This is a genomic window from Rhizobium sp. PRIMUS64, assembly GCF_023006465.1.
Classification (GTDB): domain Bacteria; phylum Pseudomonadota; class Alphaproteobacteria; order Rhizobiales; family Rhizobiaceae; genus Rhizobium; species Rhizobium leguminosarum.
The window spans coordinates 14,095-35,166 of the sequence record NZ_JALBGX010000002.1; the positions used below are offsets into that span (position 1 = coordinate 14,095).

The 21,072-nt window shown below is 61.6% G+C and carries 17 protein-coding genes and 1 pseudogene; 9 read left to right on the forward strand and 9 right to left on the reverse strand.

Features of this window, described 5'->3' with window-relative positions; all coding sequences use genetic code 11:
* Positions 1-38 precede the first annotated feature (38 nt).
* The 7 genes and pseudogenes from MOV76_RS01580 to MOV76_RS01610 form a co-directional block, all read left to right on the forward strand.
* Positions 39-576, forward strand: a pseudogene (locus MOV76_RS01580) (class I tRNA ligase family protein); the annotation flags it as partial.
* A 520-nt stretch (positions 577-1,096) separates the two neighbouring features.
* Positions 1,097-2,275, forward strand: coding sequence for an acyl-CoA dehydrogenase family protein (locus MOV76_RS01585; protein ID WP_247263633.1), 1,179 nt, complete (start codon positions 1,097-1,099; stop codon positions 2,273-2,275).
* Positions 2,276-2,286: 11 nt separating this feature from the next.
* Entirely contained in the window at positions 2,287-3,642 is a 1,356-nt protein-coding gene (locus tag MOV76_RS01590; RefSeq protein ID WP_247263634.1) for an LLM class flavin-dependent oxidoreductase, read from the forward strand.
* A gap of 10 nt (positions 3,643-3,652) precedes the next feature.
* Complete coding sequence (locus MOV76_RS01595; protein WP_210068717.1) at positions 3,653-3,994, forward strand: DUF3088 domain-containing protein; 342 nt, start codon at positions 3,653-3,655, stop codon at positions 3,992-3,994.
* A gap of 13 nt (positions 3,995-4,007) precedes the next feature.
* The gene (locus MOV76_RS01600) at positions 4,008-5,228 is read left to right on the forward strand and encodes an acyl-CoA dehydrogenase family protein (protein ID WP_247263635.1); all 1,221 of its coding nucleotides are present in this window, start codon (positions 4,008-4,010) and stop codon (positions 5,226-5,228) included.
* Positions 5,225-6,550, forward strand: coding sequence for an LLM class flavin-dependent oxidoreductase (locus MOV76_RS01605; RefSeq protein WP_247263636.1), 1,326 nt, complete (start codon positions 5,225-5,227; stop codon positions 6,548-6,550). The genes MOV76_RS01600 and MOV76_RS01605 overlap by 4 nt, the downstream gene beginning before the upstream one ends.
* A 22-nt stretch (positions 6,551-6,572) precedes the next feature.
* Complete coding sequence (locus MOV76_RS01610) at positions 6,573-7,418, forward strand: NADPH-dependent oxidoreductase (RefSeq protein ID WP_247263637.1); 846 nt, start codon at positions 6,573-6,575, stop codon at positions 7,416-7,418.
* Between the two features lie 31 nt (positions 7,419-7,449).
* Here the strand turns inward: MOV76_RS01610 and MOV76_RS01615 are convergent, their stop codons facing one another.
* A complete protein-coding gene (locus MOV76_RS01615) occupies positions 7,450-8,460 on the reverse strand; it encodes a LysR substrate-binding domain-containing protein (protein WP_210069563.1) in 1,011 nt (336 codons plus the stop codon).
* A gap of 298 nt (positions 8,461-8,758) precedes the next feature.
* Between MOV76_RS01615 and MOV76_RS01620 the strand changes: the two genes are divergently transcribed.
* Together MOV76_RS01620 and MOV76_RS01625 are read left to right on the forward strand one after the other, a co-directional pair.
* Positions 8,759-10,366 carry an ABC transporter substrate-binding protein gene (locus MOV76_RS01620; protein ID WP_247263638.1) on the forward strand — a complete coding sequence of 536 codons (1,608 nt, stop codon included), beginning with the start codon at positions 8,759-8,761 and terminating at the stop codon, positions 10,364-10,366.
* Positions 10,367-10,386: 20 nt separating this feature from the next.
* Positions 10,387-12,006, forward strand: coding sequence for an ABC transporter substrate-binding protein (locus MOV76_RS01625; protein WP_210068726.1), 1,620 nt, complete (start codon positions 10,387-10,389; stop codon positions 12,004-12,006).
* Between the two features lie 91 nt (positions 12,007-12,097).
* Here the strand turns inward: MOV76_RS01625 and MOV76_RS01630 are convergent, their stop codons facing one another.
* The 8 genes from MOV76_RS01630 to MOV76_RS01665 all read right to left on the reverse strand — a co-directional run bounded on the left by MOV76_RS01630 (position 12,098) and on the right by MOV76_RS01665 (position 21,008).
* Positions 12,098-13,516 carry an FAD/NAD(P)-binding protein gene (locus MOV76_RS01630; protein WP_247263639.1) on the reverse strand — a complete coding sequence of 473 codons (1,419 nt, stop codon included), beginning with the start codon at positions 13,514-13,516 and terminating at the stop codon, positions 12,098-12,100.
* Between the two features lie 76 nt (positions 13,517-13,592).
* Positions 13,593-14,684 (reverse strand): LLM class flavin-dependent oxidoreductase, encoded by a 1,092-nt coding sequence (locus MOV76_RS01635; RefSeq protein WP_247263640.1) that lies wholly within the window; start codon positions 14,682-14,684, stop codon positions 13,593-13,595.
* A 29-nt stretch (positions 14,685-14,713) separates the two neighbouring features.
* On the reverse strand, positions 14,714-15,961 hold the full coding sequence (locus MOV76_RS01640; protein WP_247263641.1) for an acyl-CoA dehydrogenase family protein: 1,248 nt from the start codon (positions 15,959-15,961) through the stop codon (positions 14,714-14,716).
* Positions 15,962-16,035: 74 nt separating this feature from the next.
* On the reverse strand, positions 16,036-17,094 hold the full coding sequence (locus MOV76_RS01645) for an aldo/keto reductase (protein WP_193443164.1): 1,059 nt from the start codon (positions 17,092-17,094) through the stop codon (positions 16,036-16,038).
* A 12-nt stretch (positions 17,095-17,106) separates the two neighbouring features.
* Positions 17,107-18,042 carry an ABC transporter ATP-binding protein gene (locus MOV76_RS01650; protein ID WP_247263642.1) on the reverse strand — a complete coding sequence of 312 codons (936 nt, stop codon included), beginning with the start codon at positions 18,040-18,042 and terminating at the stop codon, positions 17,107-17,109.
* Entirely contained in the window at positions 18,020-19,015 is a 996-nt protein-coding gene (locus MOV76_RS01655) for an ABC transporter ATP-binding protein (protein ID WP_247263643.1), read from the reverse strand. The genes MOV76_RS01650 and MOV76_RS01655 overlap by 23 nt, the downstream gene beginning before the upstream one ends.
* Positions 19,015-20,022 (reverse strand): ABC transporter permease, encoded by a 1,008-nt coding sequence (locus tag MOV76_RS01660; protein ID WP_210068737.1) that lies wholly within the window; start codon positions 20,020-20,022, stop codon positions 19,015-19,017. Before MOV76_RS01660 ends, MOV76_RS01655 begins: the two co-directional genes overlap by 1 nt.
* Positions 20,019-21,008 (reverse strand): ABC transporter permease, encoded by a 990-nt coding sequence (locus MOV76_RS01665; RefSeq protein WP_210068739.1) that lies wholly within the window; start codon positions 21,006-21,008, stop codon positions 20,019-20,021. The genes MOV76_RS01660 and MOV76_RS01665 overlap by 4 nt, the downstream gene beginning before the upstream one ends.
* Positions 21,009-21,072: the final 64 nt, after the last annotated feature.

The following is a 21,072-nucleotide window of genomic DNA, read 5'->3' on the forward strand; positions in this document are numbered from 1 at the left end:
CCAGTCGTTATTCGCTGACGGAAGAAAAGAGTCGATGGCTTCGGTGGGGACTAGAGGACATCAGTGTGTCGCGTAGTGCTGAACGAGCACGCGGCTGGGCGTGCCCGTGCCTGGGAGCAACGAGGTTATCTATGTCTGGTTCTAGGCTCTGGCGAACTATCTCAGAGGGCTCGATTACGGTTCCGACGAAACCCTGTTCTGGCGAAACTGGGCACAGCAAGGCGAACCCTCCCACTTTGTCCGCAAGGGAATTTCCAAGTTTCACGCGATTTACTGGCCAGCGATACTCCTGTCTGCCGGAGTGCTGCTCCCGTCATCGATCTTCGTTCATGGCTACCTAACGGTAGACGGCGAAAGATCGGAAAATCGGCGGGCAACGGCATCGGTCCGGATGGCCTCGCCATGGTCGCTCTTTGTTTGCTCCCGTTTTTGCCTGAATCAGCCTCCAGGCTGCACACGAAACTCGGAATATCGTGCCCGACGCGGTATGACGTTCCCCTCGCCGTTAGCGGAATGGGGACATCTTCTGGAGAGGTTCTCCTCCCGCGGCAGGCAGTGGTGCGGACGAGGTCATGATTCAGCGCGGGCGCTTCCGATAACGCCTACGCGCCATCCAAAGACCGAAACCGCTATGCAATATTTTGCTGCAGGGGTTTCGTTGTTCTCTCGTCAGTCAGGACTCACACCGTCAACATACGGAGCAGGCCTTCCAGATTTCTCTCGCCCTCCTTGGTCTGCGCTTCTGCTCGCGATAACGACAGACCAGCTCTGTTTCGCTGGCTTGCTAAGCATCCCGGAACCCCTGACCGGTTTCCGCGCACTTGCGTGACCACCCTTCCGCAGCCGGGAGATCTCGCTGGGTATGCTCGCCTTGGATCCAGAACGATTCCAGCAGTTCGCGGAAGCGAAATCCGGATGGAGGAGGCGCGGATCGTCTGCCCTCGGTCAACCGCAATCCGCGAGGGAGGCCGCAATATGGCGGCGAGAAAGAATCTCTTGCCGTGAACTCAAATAGATATTGCTGGACTTGAACCGACATTCGCCGAACCTTTGAGCCCGAAGCGTGGCCCGCAAGGCCAAGAAACACGGGGCTAATATGTCTTTCGAGCGCGATACAACGGATCCCTTCGTTGCCCGGGCTGTCGAGCTGAAGGCGATCTTCCATCAAGACGCGGTCGAGCGCGACAAGCAGGGTGGCAGGCCGGTCGAGCAGATTCGGCTTCTCAAAGAAAGCGGCTTACCGTCTGCCCAGATCCCAGTCGGCTACGGCGGGCGGGGAGCCTCCTGGCTGTCAATCCTGCGTGTCGTGCGAGAATTCGCGCGCACCGACGGCTCGCTGGCCCATCTCTACGGCTACCATCATCTTCCCCTCAACCTCGTCCTTTTTCGTGGTTCGAACGCGCAAAAAGACCACTGGCTGCGAGCGTCAGCCGCCGGAAATCTGATGTGGGGCAACTCCGGCAATGCGATGTCGAAAACCTCGTCGGGTCGACGCATCGACACCGGCTGGGTCGTAAACGGCACGCGCCCGTTTTCCTCCGGATCACACGTTGCCGATTATATCCAGGTGTCATGGGAAAATCCGCAAGGAGAGCGGCTGACTGCCGCTGTTCCGGCTAACCGGGCCGGCATCGTGATCGAAGACGACTGGGATGGTATCGGGCAGCGCCAGACGGGCAGCGGCACCGTCAGCTTCAAAGATCTGGAGATCCTCGACGAAGAGCTGATCAGTTCGCCGCAGGTGCCTTTGACACCCTACACCTCGCTGACGTCGCTGTTGCAGCAGAGCGTCCTTCTCAATGTCTTCGTCGGCAGCGCCCAAGGCGCTCTGGACGAAGGCAGGGAATATACCTCGGCCCTGTCGCGTCCCTGGATCTATTCCGGCGTAGAAAAACACACCGACGATCCGTGGATCAAACGGCAATATGGCGAACTCTACATCAAGACGCTCGCCGCGACCGAACTTGCAGACAAGGCTGCCCGCAGCCTCGATGATGCCTTCAACCAAGGTCCCGGCCTGACAGCCGGTGATCGGGGTGCCGCGGCAATCGACATCGCGACAGCCAATGTCTATGCGGGCGAGGCCGGACTGGCAGTTTCGAGCGAAATCTTCGAGGTCATGGGAGCGCGCTCGGCAACCAACGCCAACGGTTTCGACCGGTTTTGGCGCAATGTCCGCACCCACACTCTCCATAATCCAGCCGAATACAAAAAGCGGACTGTCGGCACCTGGCTCCTTTCGGGCGAATTCCCGGTGCCGGCAATGTACCGCTGAAGGGACATTTCATGGGCAGACGTAAAGATAAGATCAAGCTTGGCGCATTCCTGTTGTTTACCGGCCATCACGTCGCGGCATGGCGCCATCCCAAGGCTTCGGTTGGGACGGATTTCGAGAACTATTTCGAACTCGCCAAGCTTGCCGAAGCGGCGAAGTTCGACGCGATCTTTTTCGCCGACGGCGTGGCAGCCCGGTTGAAGGATGTCGAAGCCGCAAGCCGGAAGGCCCATAGCGGCGTCTACCCCTTTGAGCCGATAACTCTTCTGTCTGCGCTATCAAGCGTCACGCGCAATATCGGCCTGATTGCCACGGCCTCGACCAGTTTCTCCGACCCTTACAACCTTGCCCGCCAATTCGGATCGCTCGACAGGTTGAGCGGCGGCCGCGCCGGCTGGAACCTGGTGACGTCGTCAGACCCTGAGGCCGCCTATAATTTCGGTCATGAGGAGCAGATCCTGCATGCCGATCGCTACGATCGGGCCGAGGAATTCGCCGACGTGGTGCTTGGTCTCTGGGATAGCTGGGATGACGATGCCTTTATCCGCGATCGGGAGAGCGGCCGCTATTTCGATCCGGAAAGGCTACACAGGCTTGATCATAAGGGGCGGCACTTCAAGGTGCGTGGCCCGCTGAACATTCCGCGTTCGCCGCAAGGACGCCCCGTCCTGGTTCAGGCCGGGGCGTCGGGGCCTGGCAAGGAGCTCGCCGCCCGCACCGCAGAGGCGATTTTCGCCGCGCACATCACGCTCGATGAGGCCAAGGCCTTTTATGCCAGCGTCAAGGGAAAGCTCGGCACATACGGCCGCTCCCCGGACGATCTCAAGATCTTGCCCGGCATCTTTCCCGTCGTCGGCCGCAGCGAGACGGAAGCTCAGGAGAAGTTCGAAGCACTGCAGGAGCTGATCCAGCCGCAGGTTGGCCTTAACCTGTTGTCACAGCTGAGCGGTGTCGACCTTAGCCCCTATCCGCTTGATGGTCCGATTCCGTCCGATCTGCCGGTGACAAATGCCGGAAAGAGCCGGCAGGAACTAGTGCTCGATCTCGCCCGCCGGGAAAACCTCACCATCCGGCAGCTCTATCTGCGGATCGCCGGCGCACGCGGACACTGGCAGGTCGTCGGCACGCCGTCTCAGATCGCGGACGTCATGGAAGAGCGTTTCGAAAACTACGGCGCGGACGGCTTCAACATCATGGCGCCGATCATGCCGGGCGGCCTTGCCGATTTCATCGAGCTCGTCGTGCCGGAGCTGCGCCGCCGCGGCCTCTTCCGCACCGAGTACGAGGGCACGACACTTCGAGAAAATCTCGGCCTCAAGCGTCCAGTCAATCGCTTTGCCGTCAGCAATGCGGCAGCCGCAGAATAGGACCAAATCAATGGCGCGTGACAAACTCTACCTGATCGAGCCTGGCTTTTCAGATCCGAAACATCCCGGCATCACCTTTGTCTGCCCTCACTGCAACGCGATCGAAGGTCTGCTTGCCAGTTTTCCCGAGCTTGCTGCCGCGATCGACGTCGAGCGGGTGCCCTTCCCTCGTCCGCGCCGCAAAGTCATCGAGGATGTCGGTGAAGAGAACCAGTCCTTGCCGGTCTTCATTCTTGCCCACGCGGCCCCGCCCGATGCGGCCGACTGGAACGGCAAGCGTTTCGTCACCACGACCGATCGGATATTCGAGCTGCTTTCCGAACGACACGGCTTTCCGCGCCTGCACAAATGAGGAGTGACGAACCATGACCGTAAAACCCGCTGGTTTCGAACGACCCATCTCCTCGCCTGAACTTTTCGAGCCGGACAGAGCGAATCCCTATATCGCGAAGGCGACGGAGCTTCGCGACATTTTCGCAAGGGATGCGATCGAGAGGGATCAAACCGGGGGCAGGCCGGAGGAGCAGATCCGGCTGCTGAAGGAAAGTGGGCTGGTCAACCTCCTGATCCCCGAGGAATTTGGCGGCATCGGTGAACGCTACTCGACGGCGATGCGGATCGTTCGCGAATTCGCCAAGGTCGATGGATCGCTCGGACATCTGTTCGGATATCATTTCAGCCCCTTGCAAAATGCGATCAACTCCGGACCGGACGCTCACGCCCGCGATCTTCTCCGTCGTTCGGCGGCGGGGCGCTGGTTCTGGGGCAATACCAGCAACAGCTTTTCGAAAAGCCTTTTCGGGCGGCGTGAACAGGATGGGGTTGTCCTTAACGGGTTCAGGCCGTTCGCCTCGGGATCGCATGTGGCCGATTATCTGCTGGTCGCCTGGGAGGACGAAGAGACGAACGCGCGTAGCATCGCTTATATCCCGCCCACACGCGAAGGTGTCACCATCGCCAATGACTGGGACGGCATCGGACAGAGGCAGACGGGCAGCGGCCGGGTCTTCTACAAGGACGTGAAAATCCACGCCGATGAGATCGTGCCTGAACGGCCGCGCGATCCGATCGCGCTGCTTGCGCCGCTGCAGCAGCAGAGCGTGCTGTTGAACGTCTTCATCGGCAGCGCCCAGGGAGCGCTTATCGCCGCTCGGGACTATACCGTCACCAGATCGCGTCCCTGGATCTTTTCCGGTGTCGAGCGTCATCAGGACGATCCCTGGATCAAACGCCAGTACGGCGAACTCTGGATAAAGGTTCAGGCGGCAACCGCGCTTGCCGACCGCGCCCTGACGGCGGTCGATGCGGTCTATGAAAAAGGACAGGATCTGACGGAGGCCGATCGCGGGTCGGCCGCGATCGCCGTCGCCTCGGCGAATGTCCTTGCCGGCCGTGTCGCGCTCGAAGTGACCAGTGAAATTTTCGAGGTCATGGGAGCGCGCTCGGCCGTTCGCCCCTACGGTCTCGACCGCTTCTGGCGCAACGTCCGCATTCACACGCTGCACAATCCGGCAGAGTATAAGACCCGCAATGTCGGGACATGGTTCCTGACGGGCGAATATCCCGAGCCCGGGATCTTTCAATGAGCCGGCGCGAGCTTCATCTCAACATCAACATCCTGCACTCCGGCTTCTCCCCAGCCGCCTGGCGGATGGAGGGTAGCGATCCCCACGCTTCGTTCGACGTCAACCACTACATCAATGTCGCCAGAATCGCCGAAAGGGGCACCTTCGACGCCGTCTTCCTCGCCGACCAGGCAGCGATCTCGGACCGGGTGGACTTCCGACCATTGACGTCGCTGGAACCGACCATCGTGCTGGCCCTGGTCGCGGCCCATACGGAACGGATCGGTCTGATCGCCACGGCGTCGACCACATACAACGAACCCTACAATCTCGCGCGCCGGTTCGCGACGCTTGATCATGCAAGCGGGGGTCGGGCCGGGTGGAACATCGTCACCAGCGCGGACCTGTCTCAGAGCCGCAATTTCGGACTGGAAAAACCGGTTGCCCATGGCAGCCGTTATGAGCGCGCCGGCGAATTCGCCGAAATCGTCAAGGCCCTCTGGGACAGCTGGGAAGAGGATGCTTTTGTCGGCGACGTCGCGACGGGGCGTTTTGTCGATCCGGCAAAGGTCCATGCCATCGCCCATCGCGGAAAGCACTTTTCCGTGCATGGGCCGCACAACATCCCGCGTCCCCCGCAAGGCCACCCGGTCCTCGTCCAGGCCGGCGGCTCCGACGACGGAAGGGAACTTGCCGCCGAACACGCGGAAGCCGTTTTTTCCGCCTCGCAATCCTTCGAGGAAGCACTGGAGTACGCTGCCGATCTCAGGCAGCGCGCCAGCCGCTTTGGCCGGCCGGCGGACAGCATTCTGGTCCTGGCCGGCCTTGCGACGATCATCGCCAGCACCGGGGCAGAGGCGCGCCGCCGCCAGGAGGAGCTCCGCGAACTGATCCCGCTGGAATACAGCCTGTCGCGCCTTGCAGGGGTGCTGCAGCTCGATCCGAAAGGCCTCGATCTCGATGCGCCGCTTCCGGACGATATTCCGCTTCCGCCGGACGGCGGCCATACCTTCTTCCGGGCGACACTGGCGCTTGCCCGGCGCGAGCGTCTGACCGTGCGGGGCCTTATCCGGGCACTCAACGGCGGCACCGGCCATCGAACCATCGTCGGCACGCCGCAGGATGTCGCCGACGATATCGAGCGGTGGTTCAGTGCGGGGGCCGCTGACGGCTTCAATCTCATGCCGGATGTGCTGCCCCACGGCCTGGAGGTTTTCGTTGACGAGGTCGTGCCGATCCTGCGTCAACGCGGCCTTTTCCGGCGGCAATATACCGGCAGGACATTGCGGGAGCATCTTGGTCTCGCCCGTCCGGCCAATCCTTATGCCGCAGCGGCAGAATGATGAGATCAGCAAGGAGAATGAGATGACCCCTTCCGTAGCGACCAAGCCAGATGAGAGCGAGCGTCTGAGAGAGCTTGCCGGCGAGCGCTATCGCAATGATCAACGCCTGGGCGGACGCTGGAATGAAACGGTCGATACCATCCTCAGTCATCGGAGTGTGCGCCACTATCTGCCCACCCCGGTGCCATCCGAAGCGGTCGAACTTGCAATTGCCGCCGCCCAGTCGGCACCGAGTTCCTCCAATCTGCAGGCCTGGAGCGTGGTCGCCGTCGAGGATGCGGATCGCCGCAGCCGATTGAATGCCGTTGCCGGCAACCAGCGGCAGATCGCACAAGCGCCGCTCCTGCTCATCTGGCTCGCCGATCTGGCCCGCCCGCGCGCAATCGCGACAGAACGCGGCTCGACGGCAGAGGGTCTCGACTATGTCGAGAGCTTCCTTCTCGGCGTCATCGACGCAGCTCTTGCTGCACAAAATGCCGTCGTCGCCTTTGAATCCCTCGGGCTCGGGACATGTTACATTGGTGCGATCCGCAATGATCCGGAGACCGTCTCCCGTGAACTCGGCCTGCCGGACGGCGTCTTTCCGGTGTTCGGCCTCACGGTCGGCTTTCCCGATCCGGCGGTGCCTGCAGGCGTGAAGCCGCGCCTGGCGCAGACCACGGTCCTGCATCGCGACACCTATAACGGCGCGCTGCAGGAAGATCTTGCCGACTATAACCGCGTACTCCAGAGTTTCCAGAGCGAGCAGTCTATGCCTCTGGTCGACTGGACCGACCAGGTGCGCAGCCGCATCGCTACGGTCGAATCCCTCAAGGGACGTCATGTCCTCGGCGATGTCGCGCGCAGACTTGGTTTCAAACTGAAGTGAAGACGCATCGGCCCCGGCTTGACGTAGGCTGTTATTCGGCCGCGATCATGCCGAGGGCCGGACGGATGCTGCGCATCGCGATCGCATCGATCGTCTGCGAGGCGCGCGCCTCAGTAAGCAGCCAATTACGAAAAAGATCAACGCGCATAAGCCGAGACTTGTGCTGCGTTGTCGCAAAGAAATAGGAAAAGCTCACCGGCTGCGGCGCTCCAAAAGGACTGACGAGCCGGCCGGACCGGATTTCGGCTTCCGCAAGCCTTATCTTGCCAAGGCCAAGCCCCTGCCCCGCCATTGCCGCATCGAGCACGAGCGAGGATTGATTGAGGTGAAAGCCGCCCTGTGATAGCCGATAGGAAAGTCCCTCGGCGCGCAGCCAGCTGTGCCAATCGGGGCAGGAGTGGTCGTGTTCGGCACCCTCCTCGTGCAGCAAGGGCGCTCCCTCGATTGCTTCCGCCCCTTTCCAAAGCCCGTAGCGATCGGCGAATTCCGGACTGCAGACCGGCAGCACCGCTTCGGACAGGAGATAGTCGACGGCGAGGCCGGAATAGGCTCCGCTGCCGTAGCGGATCACACAATCCGCATCGCCCGCATCGAGATCGGTCAGCTGTGTCGAGGCATCGACGAGGATTTGCAGGCCCGGCGCTGCGCGGCGCAGGGCATCGAGCCTTGGAATCAGCCATTTGCTGGCGAAGGAAGGCGCGACGGACACACGGATCGGCTGTTCGTGGTCGCTCGTCACAAATTGCGTCATCGCCGACAGCACAGCATCGAAGGCGGCCGTCAGGCCAGGGACCAATGCCAGGCCCGCCGGCGTCAGCTGCAGTTGGCCGCGCGCACGATGAAACAGCGACTGACCGAGATAATCTTCCAGCAGCCTGATCTGCTGGCCGACGGCAGCTGACGTGACGTGCAGCTCTTCGGCTGCGCGAATGAAATTCAGATGCCGCGCCGTCGCAACAAAAGCGCGCAACGATGTCAGCGGCGGAAGCCGCGCGAGCGTCGGCTGAATGGCTGTCTTGCGGGGTTGGACGGACGTATTCATGAAGCGATTGCACCACAAATAGGCCGGACTAGACGAGCATCCGCTTTGCGCGAGGCCTGCAGGTGGGGACATTTTCTTCTGCCCAAGCCGCTCGACAGAGAAGCAAAAACTAAAACCCGCGAATTGTCTATATATTCACTAGACTATAGGTTCTGCGTGCCGACGGCTCTCGAGCGAGCGCAAGCATTTCTTTCGGTCACTGGCAGAAAAACATTCTTCGCGATTCCGCTTTTCCCGCCCGATGATGGTCCCCACAAAGCATTGCCCGAAAGGGTTCGTTCCGGATCAGGGGGTATCGATGGACATTCGCCGACGTCAGCTTAACCAGATTCTCGCTTTGAGCGCGGTCGGCGCCATCCTGCCATTCAGGGATTTTGCGCAAGCCGCAGAACCCGTTGCGGGCGGAACGCTCAACCTTCTCGTTCAGCCCGAGCCACCGACGCTCGTCACGCTTGCCCATACGGCAGGCCCGACAACCCGCGTCAGCGGCAAGGTGACCGAAGGCCTGCTTGCCTATGGCCTCGATTTCAAGCCGATCCCGCAGCTCGCCACCGAATGGCATGTCAGCGATGACGGTTTGGAATATAGTTTCAAGCTGCGAGAGGGTGTGAAGTGGCATGACGGGAAAGATTTTACGTCAGAGGACGTGGCCTTTTCGATCCTGGCGCTCAAGGAGGTCCATCCGCGCGGTCGTGCCACCTTCTCCAGTGTGAAGGAGGTTGCGACCCCCGATCCGCATACGGCGATCATTCGGCTTTCAAAGCCCGCGCCTTACCTAATCGGCGCCTTGCAGGCGAGCGAGTCGCCGATCGTGCCCAAACATGTCTACGACGGCACGAAAGACTTCGCCGCCCATTCGAACGGCCGCGCGCCGATCGGAACAGGGCCGTTCATTTTCCGGGAATGGGCGGTTGGCAGTCACATCATTCTCGATCGCAATCCTGATTACTGGGACAAAGGCAAGCCCTATCTCGATCGTATCGTCATCAAGTTCATTCCCGATGCGAGCGCCAGGCTCGCAGCACTGGAGACCGGCGAGGTCGACATCGCACCCGACACGCCCGTCTCCCTCAGCGAAATCGATCGTCTGAAGGCGTCGGCGACGCTTGCCGTCGACGACCGCGGCAACGATTATTCGCCGACCGTCTACCGCATCGAGTTCAATCTCGCCAACGACTACTTCAAACATGACAAGGTCCGACAGGCGGTCGCCCACGCGATCGACCGGCAGAAGATCGCCGATATCGCCTTCTACGGTTACGCCGTTCCGGCTCCAAGCCCGATCAGCCCTTTCCTGAAGGCCTTCTACAATCCCGACGTGCCGGTCTATGCTTATGATCCCGCCAAAGCGGAAGAACTTCTCGACGAGGCCGGCTTTCCGCGAAGAGCCGACGGCATCCGTTTCGAGGTGCCCCACGACGTCATGCCCTATGGCGACACCTACACGCGGATCGGCAACTATCTGCGCGACGCCCTGTCGAAAATCGGCGTCAAGGTCAGCCTGCGCGGTCAGGACGTGCCGACATGGCTGAAACGCGTCTATACCGATCGCGATTTCGCCTTCGTCACCAATGGCATGGGCAACACTTTCGATCCGACGATCGGCGTCCAGCGTCTCTATTGGTCGAAGAACTTCAAGAAGGGTGTGCCCTTCTCCAACGGCTCCGGCTACAACAATCCGGAAATCGATGCGATCTTCGAACAGGCCGCGGTCGAGAATGATCACGCCAAACGCGTCGAACTCTTCAACCGCATGCAGGTGATCATCGCCCGTGACCTGCCTGACATTACGCTGGTCTCCTTCCGGCAACTGACGATCTTCAACAAGAAGGTGCAGGACCATACGGTCGTCGCAGACGGCCTCTCCGGCAGTCTTTCCTCCACCTACATCCTCAAGAACGCCTGACGCTGACAAGGAATGGTCCGATGAGCATCAATCGACGCCGGTTCAACCAATTGCTGTTGTTGTCGACGGCCGGCACGCTTCTGCCGTCCTTCGGCGCCAGAGCGAATGAAGAGACGCCGCAGAGCGGCGGAACACTCAATTTCATCGTCGAGCCGGAGCCGCCGACCATCCTTGCGCTGGCGCATACGGCAGGCGGCACCCAGAAGGTCAGCCCCAAGATCACCGAGGGCCTTCTGACCTATGATTTCGATCTGACGCCGAAGCCTCAGCTCGCGACCGAATGGTCGATCGCCGATGACGGGCTCAGCTATACCTTCAAACTTCGTCCAAATGTCAAATGGCACGACGGCAAGCCTTTTACCGCAGACGACGTCGCCTATTCCATCGAGCTCCTGAAACAGGTCCACCCGCGAGGTCGGGGAACTTTTGCCAATGTCACGAAAGTCGAGACGCCAGATCCTCTGACGGCCGTCATCCGCCTTTCCAAACCGGCACCCTATCTGCTGCGCGCGCTCTATGCGGCAGAATCGCCGATCGTGCCGAAACATGTCTATGAAAATGTCACGATCGCCGATGTGCCGATCAATCCGAACGGCAGCGCACCGATTGGCACCGGCCCCTTCATCTTCAAGGAGTGGGTGCGTGGTTCGCATATCATTCTGGAGCGCAATCCCGATTACTGGGATGCCGGCAAGCCCTATCTCGATCAGATCGCCATCCGTTTCGTGCCGGACGGTGCTGCGCGTGCGGCTGGATTCGAGACCGGAGAGTTCGACATCGGCGGCGATAATCCGATACCGCTCAGCGATCTCGAGCGGATCAAGGCGTTGCCGAACATCGGGGTCGATTCCCGTGGATACGAAACCAAGGGTGACCTCACCCAGCTGATCTTCAATCTCGACAATGAGTATCTGAAGGACGTCAAAGTCAGACGCGCGATTGCCCACGCCATAGACCTCGACGTCATCCTGAATACCGTCTGGTATGGCTACGGCCATATTTCTCCGACACCGATCAGCGTCTTCCTGCCGCACTATTACGATCCCTCGATCAAGCCCTATGTCTTCGACCTCAAGGCTGCCGAAGAACTGCTCGACGAGGCCGGCTACAAGCGCGGCGCAGACGGCATTCGCTTCAAGCTGCGGCTGACCCACAATTCCTACAATGAGGGTTTCAAGCGCGTCATCGAATATCTGAAGCAGAACCTGGCACGCATCGGCATTGCCGGTACGATCGATTCCTATGATTTCTCGACCTATATCCAGAAGGTCTACAAGGAGCGCGTCTTCGACGTGACGGCCGAGTATCTGGGCAACCAGTTCGATCCGACGCTCGGCGTGCAGCGCGTCTACTGGTCAAAGAATTTCAAACTCGGCCTGCCTTTCTCCAATGCCAGCCACTACGCCAATCCCGAGGTCGATCGCCTTCTGGAAACGGCATCTGTCGAAATCGACGAGGACAAGCGCAAGCAGGATTTCAATGCGTTCCAGAAGATCATCGCTGACGAGGTTCCGGTCATCAATCTCATCGCACTCGAAAACGTCACGGTCTTCAACAAGCGCGTGAAGAACCATACGATTGGCGCCGAGGGCGTGCAGGCGAATTTTGCCGAGGTCTATATCAGGGACGGGCAAGGCTGAGCGGGCAATCGCGGCCGGCTTGCAAGGATAGGGGGCGCATCACCGATGCGCCCCTTCCTTTGTCAGGTTTTCTCTTTGTCCGACGACACCGTCAGGATGCGGCTCGGGCAGGCGTGAATTTCAGCAGGATACGGTCCGCAAGCGCGATCGCCTGCGCTCGCTGCTCCGTGATCGAGCTCGACTCCCAGGCAACGCCGCGTAGCGGATGGCCAATGGCGCTGAGATTGCGGTGGATCCGTCCCTCCTCATCGATGAGATCCCCCTCGGGCGTGGCGTCGATGCCAAAGCCGGTGGAATGGGGGCGCACTTCGCCGCTCGCAAGCAGCTGGCGTATGAAGGGATCGGAGATGCGCCGCCAGTCGTGCAACTGGTGACCGCGGCAATCGATGACGCCATCAAACACGTGCCTTTCTATGCCGGTCCGCGTCTTCAACCTGGCGATGACGCCCTGCTTGTCGACGGCCAGATCGATGAGCCGCGCCACACCGTGAGACAAGCGACCTTGCGAAAGAACCGTCTCGACGATCAAATTGCTCTCGGGAGCGGAGCGATGCGCCGTGACATCCCAGAAGGCTCGGAGGTGCCGGGCAAAGCGCAGCCTTTCCAAGTCGTCCGCCTTTTGCCAGAGAGACAGGATATGCGGGCGGATGGCGAGCGGCAGGCCTTGCCAGTCACCGCCGCTCGCTGCGATCGCACGCCGTTCGGTCTTAACAAGCGAAAGCAAAGACCGGGCAGTCGAGGGCAGCGGTTCGTCGGCAAGGAAGTCTCGTGCCGCCGCGACGTCCCGCCTGCCTTCGACGAACTGGCCGCGCCGCGATATCACTCTGTAGCGGCCGTGGAACCCTCTTGCCTCCATGCTCGCAACGGCATCGACCATCGAAAGGCTCGCGCCGATGAGCAGGATTTCTTCGCAATCCTTCAACCTGTCGAGTGCTGGCGCATCCCAGGGATTGACGGCAAAGCGCGGATCGCCGGCAACCGCGTTCCCATGCGTTGGTGGATCCGGCGCAAAAACGCCGAGCGCCAGCACTGCCTCGTCCGCTTCGACGACAAGGCCGTCGGTCGTCGAAACCTGGATTCGATGCGGGGTGGACGACAAAGTTGACGCCGAGGCGCGAATATGGTGCAGGCTCGATCCGAACCGGGCCTCGCCGACGGCACGCTTCAGCTCGTCGCGCACATAGGTTCCGTAAAGGTAACGCGGCGGACTGCTCGAGCCGATATTCTCCGGCGGCTGCCAGCCATTGGCGGCGGCCCTTTCTAAAAGCCATCGCGACAGATGGCCGGGATCGTCGGCATAGAGCGAGAAATTGTCGGCCGGTCCGTTGACCAGATGAGCCGGCTCGGTCGTGCTGTAGGCGACACCGCGACCGAGCTCTTCCCGCCGTTCGACGATGGTGATGGCGAGCGGCACTGTCGTTCGATCGAGAAGGTTGAGCGCCGTCAACGTCCCCGCAAAGCCGCCGCCGACGATAATGATGGAATGGTGAGGATGATGATCGATGCGCATGAAAACTCCTTCCCGCCGAGGGCAGGGAAACAGATTGGGATAGGAAAGCCGCGAATGACGGTCGTTGCCTGGCCAATTACTCCGCCGCGACAGCACGCGCCTGGCGCGCAGCGATGCCGGCTTTGACCAGCGGCGCGACATCACGCCCATAGGCGACGGTATCCTCGGTCGGATAGAAACCGCGCATCAGAAAGTTGGAGACGCCGGCGTCATAATAGTCGAGGAGTGCCTCGGCGACCTGGTCCGGCGTGCCGACCAGGGCCGTTGAGTTGCCGCCCGCCCCGCTTGCCGCCGCAACCTCCGTCCAGAGCCGCTTGTCGAGAACCTTGCCGCGCGCTGCGGCTTCGCGAAGCCGCAGCGAACCCACGTTGGACGGCAGTTTTTCGCCATTGCCGCCCGGCCGCGCGATCGATTTGACCCGATCGAGAATGGCGTCAGCCCTTTCCCATGCCTTGTCCTCGGTCTCGGCAACGACAATGCGGAAGGCGAGCGTGAAGCGGATGTCATCGGCCCGGCCGAACGGCGCTGCTGCTTGCCGCACCTTGCCGATTGTCTCGCGCACGCCGTCCAGCGGCTCGCCCCAGAGCGCGTAGATATCGGCGTGCTTTCCCGCCACCTTGAAGGCAGCCTCCGACGAGCCGCCGAAGGAGATCGGGATGCGCTGGCCGTGGACCGGCTTGACCTGCGAAAACGCACCCTTGAATTTGTAGAATTCGCCCTCGTGGTCGAAAGGCTCCTCGTTTTCCCAGACCTTCTTCAGCACCGTCAGATATTCATCGGTGCGCTCGTAGCGTCGGTCGTGATCGAGGAAATCGCCATCGCGCTGCTGGTCGGCGTCAGAGCCGCCGGTAATGATATGGACCCAGAGACGGCCATCGGAAAACTGGTCGAGCGTCGCAAGCTGACGGGCAGCCAGTGTCGGCGCCATGAAGCCGGTGCGGTGAGCCAGAAGCGCCCCGATGCGGCTGGTGTGGGAAAAGACATGCGCCGCGATCTGGTTGTTGTCAGGCCAGGTCGAGAATGCACCGATCAGCAACCGGTCTATACCGGCCTCTTCGGCCGCCCGGGCATGTCTCAGGATATAGTCCTTGTCGATAACAGGCCCCTGCGGTGGCACGATATCCGAACCTTCGCGGTTGGAGACATGCCCGATGAATTCCGAAGTCATGAAACAGCCTTTCCCACGAGGCGACGGGGCTAGAAAACCCTGCCTTCCTCCAGATGTGTCGTCGTTCCGTTGATGTAATAATCGCCGACCACGCGCGCCTTGTGCAGCAGCGGATTGTGGTTCAGAACCGTGCGGATATTGCGCCAGTGCCGGTCGAGATTGAGATGACGGGACGTGGCCGAGCCGCCGCCGAGTTCGAAGACATTGGTGGCCGCCCCAAGGGCGATCTGCGAGGCGACGATCTGCGTGCGTGCCGTCGTCAAAGCACTTTCGATCAGCGCCGCCTCCAGCCTGTCCGGATCTCCAGCACCGAAGGCCTCGACTGAGCGGTCGAGCGCACGGGCGCTCTCGCGGATCAGCGTGTCGACAGCAAACGAGCCAGCGGCGATCTCGCCCAATATCTTCTGAACGAACGGATCGGCATTGGCGGTTTCGGCCGCACTATGGGCGGCGGAACGCGCCTGCCGCCGCACGTAGTCGGTACCTTCGGCCACGGCGCCTCGGACGGCGCCGGCCATGGAAGCGGCGAGATGGAGCTGGCGCAGCGTCGAGGTGTGGCGCCCGACCAGCGTATCGAGGCCGCGCGTGGAGATTTCGTGCGGCAGCACTTTGACATCGTCGAGCAACACGCCGCCGCTTGCCGTCAGCCGCTGGCCCATCCCATCCCAGTCGTCGAGGATGGTGATGCCCTTCCGGTCGACCGGCAGGAGAAGGCTGACGAGTTCATCCTCGTCATTCCTGGCGCTGAAGGAGGCAAAGTCGGAAAAGGCGGTTCCCGTCGCGTACCACTTGCGGCCGTTGAGCCGGAAGCTTTCGCCTGACTTCGTCAGTCGTGTCGTCACTTCGCCAGGCCGTTTGGTGCCCTGCTCGGTGTGCGCACCGCCAAAGAGCTTGCCGGCAAGCACACGTCCGAGCTGGGTGCGGTCGATGGCCGAATTCGGGTTGAGAAGCAGGCTTTCGGTGAAATTGAAGTGGCTGCGGAGCGCATGGGCGACATTCGAGTCGGCTGCGCCAAGCGTCATGATCGTCTCAATGTAGTCGACGACGGAGCCCCCCGGTCCGCCGAGGGCGACTGGAATGCGCAAGGCCCCGAGCCCTGCCTCTTTGAACCGACGAAAGGCCTCAAACGGCAGCTCGCGCTCGAGATCGCGCTTCGCCGCTTCTCTGGCAATTTCGGCCGCAAGCTCCGGCACCTTGGCGAGCAGTGCGGCAAGGTCGGGTGCAACAGATGTGGACCCGGCGACTGGTGACAGGGCAGAAGGGGCGGTGTTCGGCATGCGGCGGAGACCTTCTCGGCACCAACTGGAACGATCGGCTGGATCCGCGATCTGCGGGTCCAGCCGGGGGGCTGTCAGGCGACGGCGCGTGTCAGCGGCACGACATTGTCGGCGCCGGACGCCGGGCTGCGCGGCACGCGGCCTTCGACCGGGTGGCTCGGATCGTTGAAACCGGGCGTCGAGGGGTGGCCGGTCGCGACCAGCCGATCGACCAGTGCCTCGTCCTCGGCATCGAGCTTGACGTCGAGCGCCCTGACGTAACTGTCCCAGTGTTCTTCGGTGCGTGGACCGGTGATGGCCGCTGAGATCAGCTTATTGTTCAGCACCCAAGCCAGAGCGAATTCAGTCGGGCTGATGCCCTTGCGGGTCGCGTGCGCTGCGATCTCCTTGGCGATGGCGATCGATTCCGGACGCCATTCGGTCTCCAGAATGCGCTTGTCACCGCGGCCGGCACGGGTATCGGCAGCCGGCTCCTTGCCGGGTTCGTATTTGCCGGTCAGCACGCCGCGGGCGAGCGGCGAATAGGAGACGACGCCAAGACCATAATATTGCGCGGCGGGAAGCTGCTCGGCCTCGGCCGTGCGGTTGACGATATTGTAGAGCGGCTGGCTTGCCACCGGACGATCGATGCCGAGCTGATCGGCAAGATGCGAGATCTCGGCGATGCGCCAGCCGCGGAAGTTGGAGACGCCGAAATAACGTAGCTTGCCGGCGCGGATGAGGTCGGCGATGGCACGCACCGGCTCTTCCAGCGGGGCGTCGAAGACGGCGCGGTGGAAATAGAGGATGTCGATATAGTCGGTGTTCAGGCGGCGCAGCGAATTCTCAACCGTCTCGATCACCCACTTGCGCGAATGGCCGCCAAGGTTCGGCCCCTTGGTGTGGGAATTGACGAATTTGGTCGCCAGGACCCAGTGATCGCGATGCGCCTTGATGCCGCGCCCGACCACCTCCTCGGACTTGCCGTCGTGATAGACGTCGGCGGTATCGATGAAGTTGATCCCCTGCTCGCGCGCCTTGTCGATGATGCGGAAGGCGATGTCATCTGGTGTCGGCCCACCGAACATCATCGTTCCCAAGCTGAGCGGCGAGACTTTCAGCGCGCTACGTCCGAGATAGCGATAATCGACCATTTCATTCTCCATTTATTGAGCGTGGTGACAGGCAACGGCGTGGCCGTCGGTGAGTTGGCGAAAGGTTGGGTCCTCGGTCCGGCAGATGTCGGTGGCCAGGGGACAACGGGTGTGGAAACGACAGCCGGCCGGCGGATTGTGCGGGCTCGGCAGATCGCCGGTGATGGGAGCCGCCTGCTTGCGGCGGCTCGGATCGGGAACGGCGGCAAGCAGCGCCTGCGTATAGGGGTGCTTTGCACCGCGCCAGAGATCGCTCGTCGACGCACTTTCAACGATGCGGCCGAGATACATGACGAGGACGCGATCGGCGAAGTAGCGAACGACCGACAGGTCGTGGGAAATGAAGAGGTAGGAAAGCGAGAGTTCGGTCTTCATCTCGGCGAGCAGATTGAGGATCTGCGCCTGGATGGAGAGATCGAGCGCCGAAACCGGCTCGTCACAGATCACCAGCTGCGGCTGCAGGATCAGCGCGCGGGCGATGCCGATGCGCTGGCGCTGGCCGCCGGAGAATTCATGCGGGAAGCGATCAAGCGCATCAGCCGGCAGGCCGACATGCTCTACCATCTGGGCGGCGATCGCTTCGCGCCGCTTGCGACCGCTGACCCCATGGACGGCGAGTGGCGCCGTCAGGATCGTGCGGATCGTCTGGCGCGGATTGAGCGAAGCGAAGGGATCCTGGAAGATCATTTGAACGCTGCGGCGAATTAACTGCAATTCCTTCGACGACATCGCCGTGACGTCACGCCCTTGAAAACGGACGCGGCCGGATGAGGGCGTGACGAGACGCATCAGCGACTTGCCGAGCGTCGACTTGCCGCAGCCGGATTCCCCGACCAATGCCACCGTTTCGCCCTCGGCAATCTCCAGTGATACGCCGTCGACGGCTCTCACCGTACCGGCGGCCCCGGGATAATGGGTCGAGAGACTATCGACCGACAGGAGCGACATGGGCTACCTCCGAAAGGACCGGAACATAGGGACAGGCGACCTGCCGCTCGGCGGAAACCGACAGCAGTTCCGGTACCGCGAAAGCGCAGGCCGGCCGCGCGACGGGACAGCGCGGGCGGAAGGAACAGCCTTTTTCGCCTGACGCCGAGACGATCGAACCCGGGATTTCGGAAAGCGGACCATCGCTATAGTGATAGTCGGCCTTCAGTCGCGGAGAGGCGGCAAGCAGCCCGCGCGTGTAAGGATGGTATGGCGTGTCGAAGACGGGGCCCGGAAAACCTTCCTCGATTTTACGTCCGGCATACATGACGACGACACGATCGGCCCATTGCGCCACGATGCCGAGGTCGTGGGTGATGAGGATGACGGCCATGTTCAGTTTGACGCGGAGATTGTCGAGCAGCTGAAGCACTTGCGCCTGGATCGTGACGTCGAGCGCGGTCGTTGCTTCATCGGCAATCAGGAGTTTCGGATTGCAGGCAACGGCAATCGCAATCATCACCCGCTGGCGCATGCCGCCGGAGAGCTGGTGCGGATAGTCATCGATGCGCCTGGCAGGTTCGGGGATGCTGACAAGCTCCAGAAGTTCGACCGCCCTGGCGCGGGCATGCCGACGGCTGAGATCCTCATGGATGCGCAGCACCTCGACGATCTGATCCCCGATTGTCAGCACCGGATTGAGCGAGGTCATCGGTTCCTGAAAGATCATTGCGATGTCGCGACCACGAATACGCCGCAGGTCCCGCTCGCGAAGCGACAGCAGGTCGGAGCCGTCGAAGGCGATTTGACCGCCAGCCCGCGCCTGCCTCGGCAGAAGCCCCATCAGCGCCAATGCCGTAAGGGACTTTCCCGACCCGGATTCGCCGACGATCGCCAGCATCTCGCCGGGATTGGCGGTGAAGCTTACGCCCTTGACGGGTTCGGCGGAGGGAAAGCGAACGGAAAGGTCGCGGACGTCAAGCAAGGCGGCCATCAGCGCTCCTCCGAAAAGCGCGGGTTAAGCGCGTCATTAAGGCCGTCGCCAATCAGGTTGAGGGCAAGCACGGTGAAGACGATGGCCAGGCCTGGCAGGGCCGTGAGATACCAAGCGGTGCGGATTACGTCACGGCCGGCGCCGATCATCGAACCCCAGGAGACGCGATTGGGATCGCCAAGTCCCATGAACGAGAGCGCCGACTCCATCAGGATTGCGCTAGCCACCATGACTGACGATGTGACGATCAGCGGCGGCAGGGCGTTGGGCAGGATTTCCCGAAAGATGATGCGCGCATGGCCAAAGCCGAGGCTGCGGGCGGCAAGCACGTAATCCTTCTCCCGGATCGCCCGGAATTCCGCCCGGGTCAGGCGCGCGACGGTCGGCCAGCTGACAATGGCGATGGCAACCGTCACCGTCCCGGTGGTCGGCTGAGCGATGGCGACCAACACCACCAGCAGGACAAAGCTCGGAATTGTCTGGAAGATCTCGACGAACTTGACGAGGATGTCGTCCACCAATCCGCCGAAATAGCCAGCGGTCGCACCGATCAATATCCCGGCCGAAAGCCCGAGCAGTGTCGCGGCAATGCCGACGGTCAGCGAAATGCGCGCCCCATGCAGGATTCCGGCAAGTACGTCACGGCCCATCGAATCCGTACCGAGCGGGTAGGCCACATCCTGGCCGGGCCAGAGAAACGGTCTCGCCACCATTTCCATCGGATCGCCCGGATAGATCAGCGGCGCGAGAAGCGCCGAAAGGGCAACGACCAGCAGGAAGGCAACGCCGAACAATGCGTTGGGATTGGACAGGAAAACCTTGAACTCCCGGCGCAAGCCCCGCCAGGCGGTGCCGTGAACGGCGGAAGCACGCACATCCGGCGCGTGAATGTGGGTCCAGCGCGGTTGGGCCGTCGGTTGGGTTGCGGGGCGTGCGGACTCCGCCCTTGCCGGCGGCGCGAGATCGATTGTCTCTGCCGCATAGGTTCCAAGTTTATGACTGTTCATCGACTTGCTCCAATTCGGGGATCGATCCAGGCCTGCAGAAGATCGACCGCCGCATTGGCGACGATCACCATGAAGGATGAAAGCAGCAGGATACCGAGGAGGACGCTGAAATCGCGCGCCATGACGGCCTCGAAGGCAAGCCGGCCGAGACCCGGCCAGCTATAGACCGTTTCGACGACGACGGCGCCGCCGAGCATGCCGCCGAAGTGCATGCCGGCCATCGTCGTGATCGGGATCAACGCGTTGCGCAGAATATGGCGTGTGATCAGGAAAAAGGGCGCCACGCCTTTGGCGCGGGCCGTGCGAACGAAATCCTGCGACTTCACTTCCAGCATGGCAGCACGTGTCAGGCGCGCATAGATGGCCAGATAGAAGAGGGCAAGCGACGTCGCCGGCAGCACCATGTAGCGGGCACGGTCGAGGACCGCGGGCAGTCCGGTCAGCCGTGAGCCGATGGTGCTATCGCCGCCGCTCGGCAGCCAGCCTAGCTTGACCGAGAACAGCAGGATCAGCATCAGCCCTATCCAGAAGCCTGGAATGGAATAGAAAAGCAGCGAGACGATCGAGATTAGGCGATCGGCAACCCGGCCGGAAAATGTCGCCATCAGCGAGCCAAGCAGGAGACCGACAATGATGGCGATCGCCAGGGCGGCCAGCATCAGCATCAGCGTGCCCGGCAAACGCTGACCGATGAGATCGGCGACCGGCATTCCATAGCGCGGCGAAAAGCCGAGGCTGAAATGCGCGAGATTGTTCAGGTAGTTTGCCAGTTGAACGAGAATCGGATTGTCGAGCCCGAAACGTTCACGCAGGGCGGCCATGGTCTCGACCGTCGCAGAACCCGATTCAGCCGCCATGACATCTGCGGCATCGCCGGGCGCGAGCTTCAACAGAAAGAAATTCAAGACGACAATACCGAGCATCGTCGGAACGGCCTGGAGGATCGTCTTTCTGATGGTGCGGCCGAGCCGCCCGTAAGCTGACATTGCCTTTTCCTCGCCGCTTGAGAAGATTTGGGCTTCGCGATGCAATAGTAGTTGACTAAATCTG

Bases quoted from the DNA above. Each gene is read 5' to 3' on its own strand.
- MOV76_RS01655 (WP_247263643.1), bottom strand. From the start codon at position 19,015: ATGGCCGCCTTGCTTGACGTCCGCGACCTTTCCGTTCGCTTTCCCTCC.
- MOV76_RS01590 (WP_247263634.1), top strand. From the start codon at position 2,287: ATGGGCAGACGTAAAGATAAGATCAAGCTTGGCGCATTCCTGTTGTTT.
- MOV76_RS01635 (WP_247263640.1), bottom strand. From the start codon at position 14,684: ATGACTTCGGAATTCATCGGGCATGTCTCCAACCGCGAAGGTTCGGAT.
- MOV76_RS01600 (WP_247263635.1), top strand. From the start codon at position 4,008: ATGACCGTAAAACCCGCTGGTTTCGAACGACCCATCTCCTCGCCTGAA.
- MOV76_RS01615 (WP_210069563.1), bottom strand. From the start codon at position 8,460: ATGAATACGTCCGTCCAACCCCGCAAGACAGCCATTCAGCCGACGCTC.
- MOV76_RS01620 (WP_247263638.1), top strand. From the start codon at position 8,759: ATGGACATTCGCCGACGTCAGCTTAACCAGATTCTCGCTTTGAGCGCG.
- MOV76_RS01650 (WP_247263642.1), bottom strand. From the start codon at position 18,042: ATGTCGCTCCTGTCGGTCGATAGTCTCTCGACCCATTATCCCGGGGCC.
- MOV76_RS01585 (WP_247263633.1), top strand. From the start codon at position 1,097: ATGTCTTTCGAGCGCGATACAACGGATCCCTTCGTTGCCCGGGCTGTC.
- MOV76_RS01595 (WP_210068717.1), top strand. From the start codon at position 3,653: ATGGCGCGTGACAAACTCTACCTGATCGAGCCTGGCTTTTCAGATCCG.
- MOV76_RS01630 (WP_247263639.1), bottom strand. From the start codon at position 13,516: ATGCGCATCGATCATCATCCTCACCATTCCATCATTATCGTCGGCGGC.
- MOV76_RS01610 (WP_247263637.1), top strand. From the start codon at position 6,573: ATGACCCCTTCCGTAGCGACCAAGCCAGATGAGAGCGAGCGTCTGAGA.
- MOV76_RS01665 (WP_210068739.1), bottom strand. From the start codon at position 21,008: ATGTCAGCTTACGGGCGGCTCGGCCGCACCATCAGAAAGACGATCCTC.
- MOV76_RS01605 (WP_247263636.1), top strand. From the start codon at position 5,225: ATGAGCCGGCGCGAGCTTCATCTCAACATCAACATCCTGCACTCCGGC.
- MOV76_RS01660 (WP_210068737.1), bottom strand. From the start codon at position 20,022: ATGAACAGTCATAAACTTGGAACCTATGCGGCAGAGACAATCGATCTC.
- MOV76_RS01625 (WP_210068726.1), top strand. From the start codon at position 10,387: ATGAGCATCAATCGACGCCGGTTCAACCAATTGCTGTTGTTGTCGACG.
- MOV76_RS01645 (WP_193443164.1), bottom strand. From the start codon at position 17,094: ATGGTCGATTATCGCTATCTCGGACGTAGCGCGCTGAAAGTCTCGCCG.
- MOV76_RS01640 (WP_247263641.1), bottom strand. From the start codon at position 15,961: ATGCCGAACACCGCCCCTTCTGCCCTGTCACCAGTCGCCGGGTCCACA.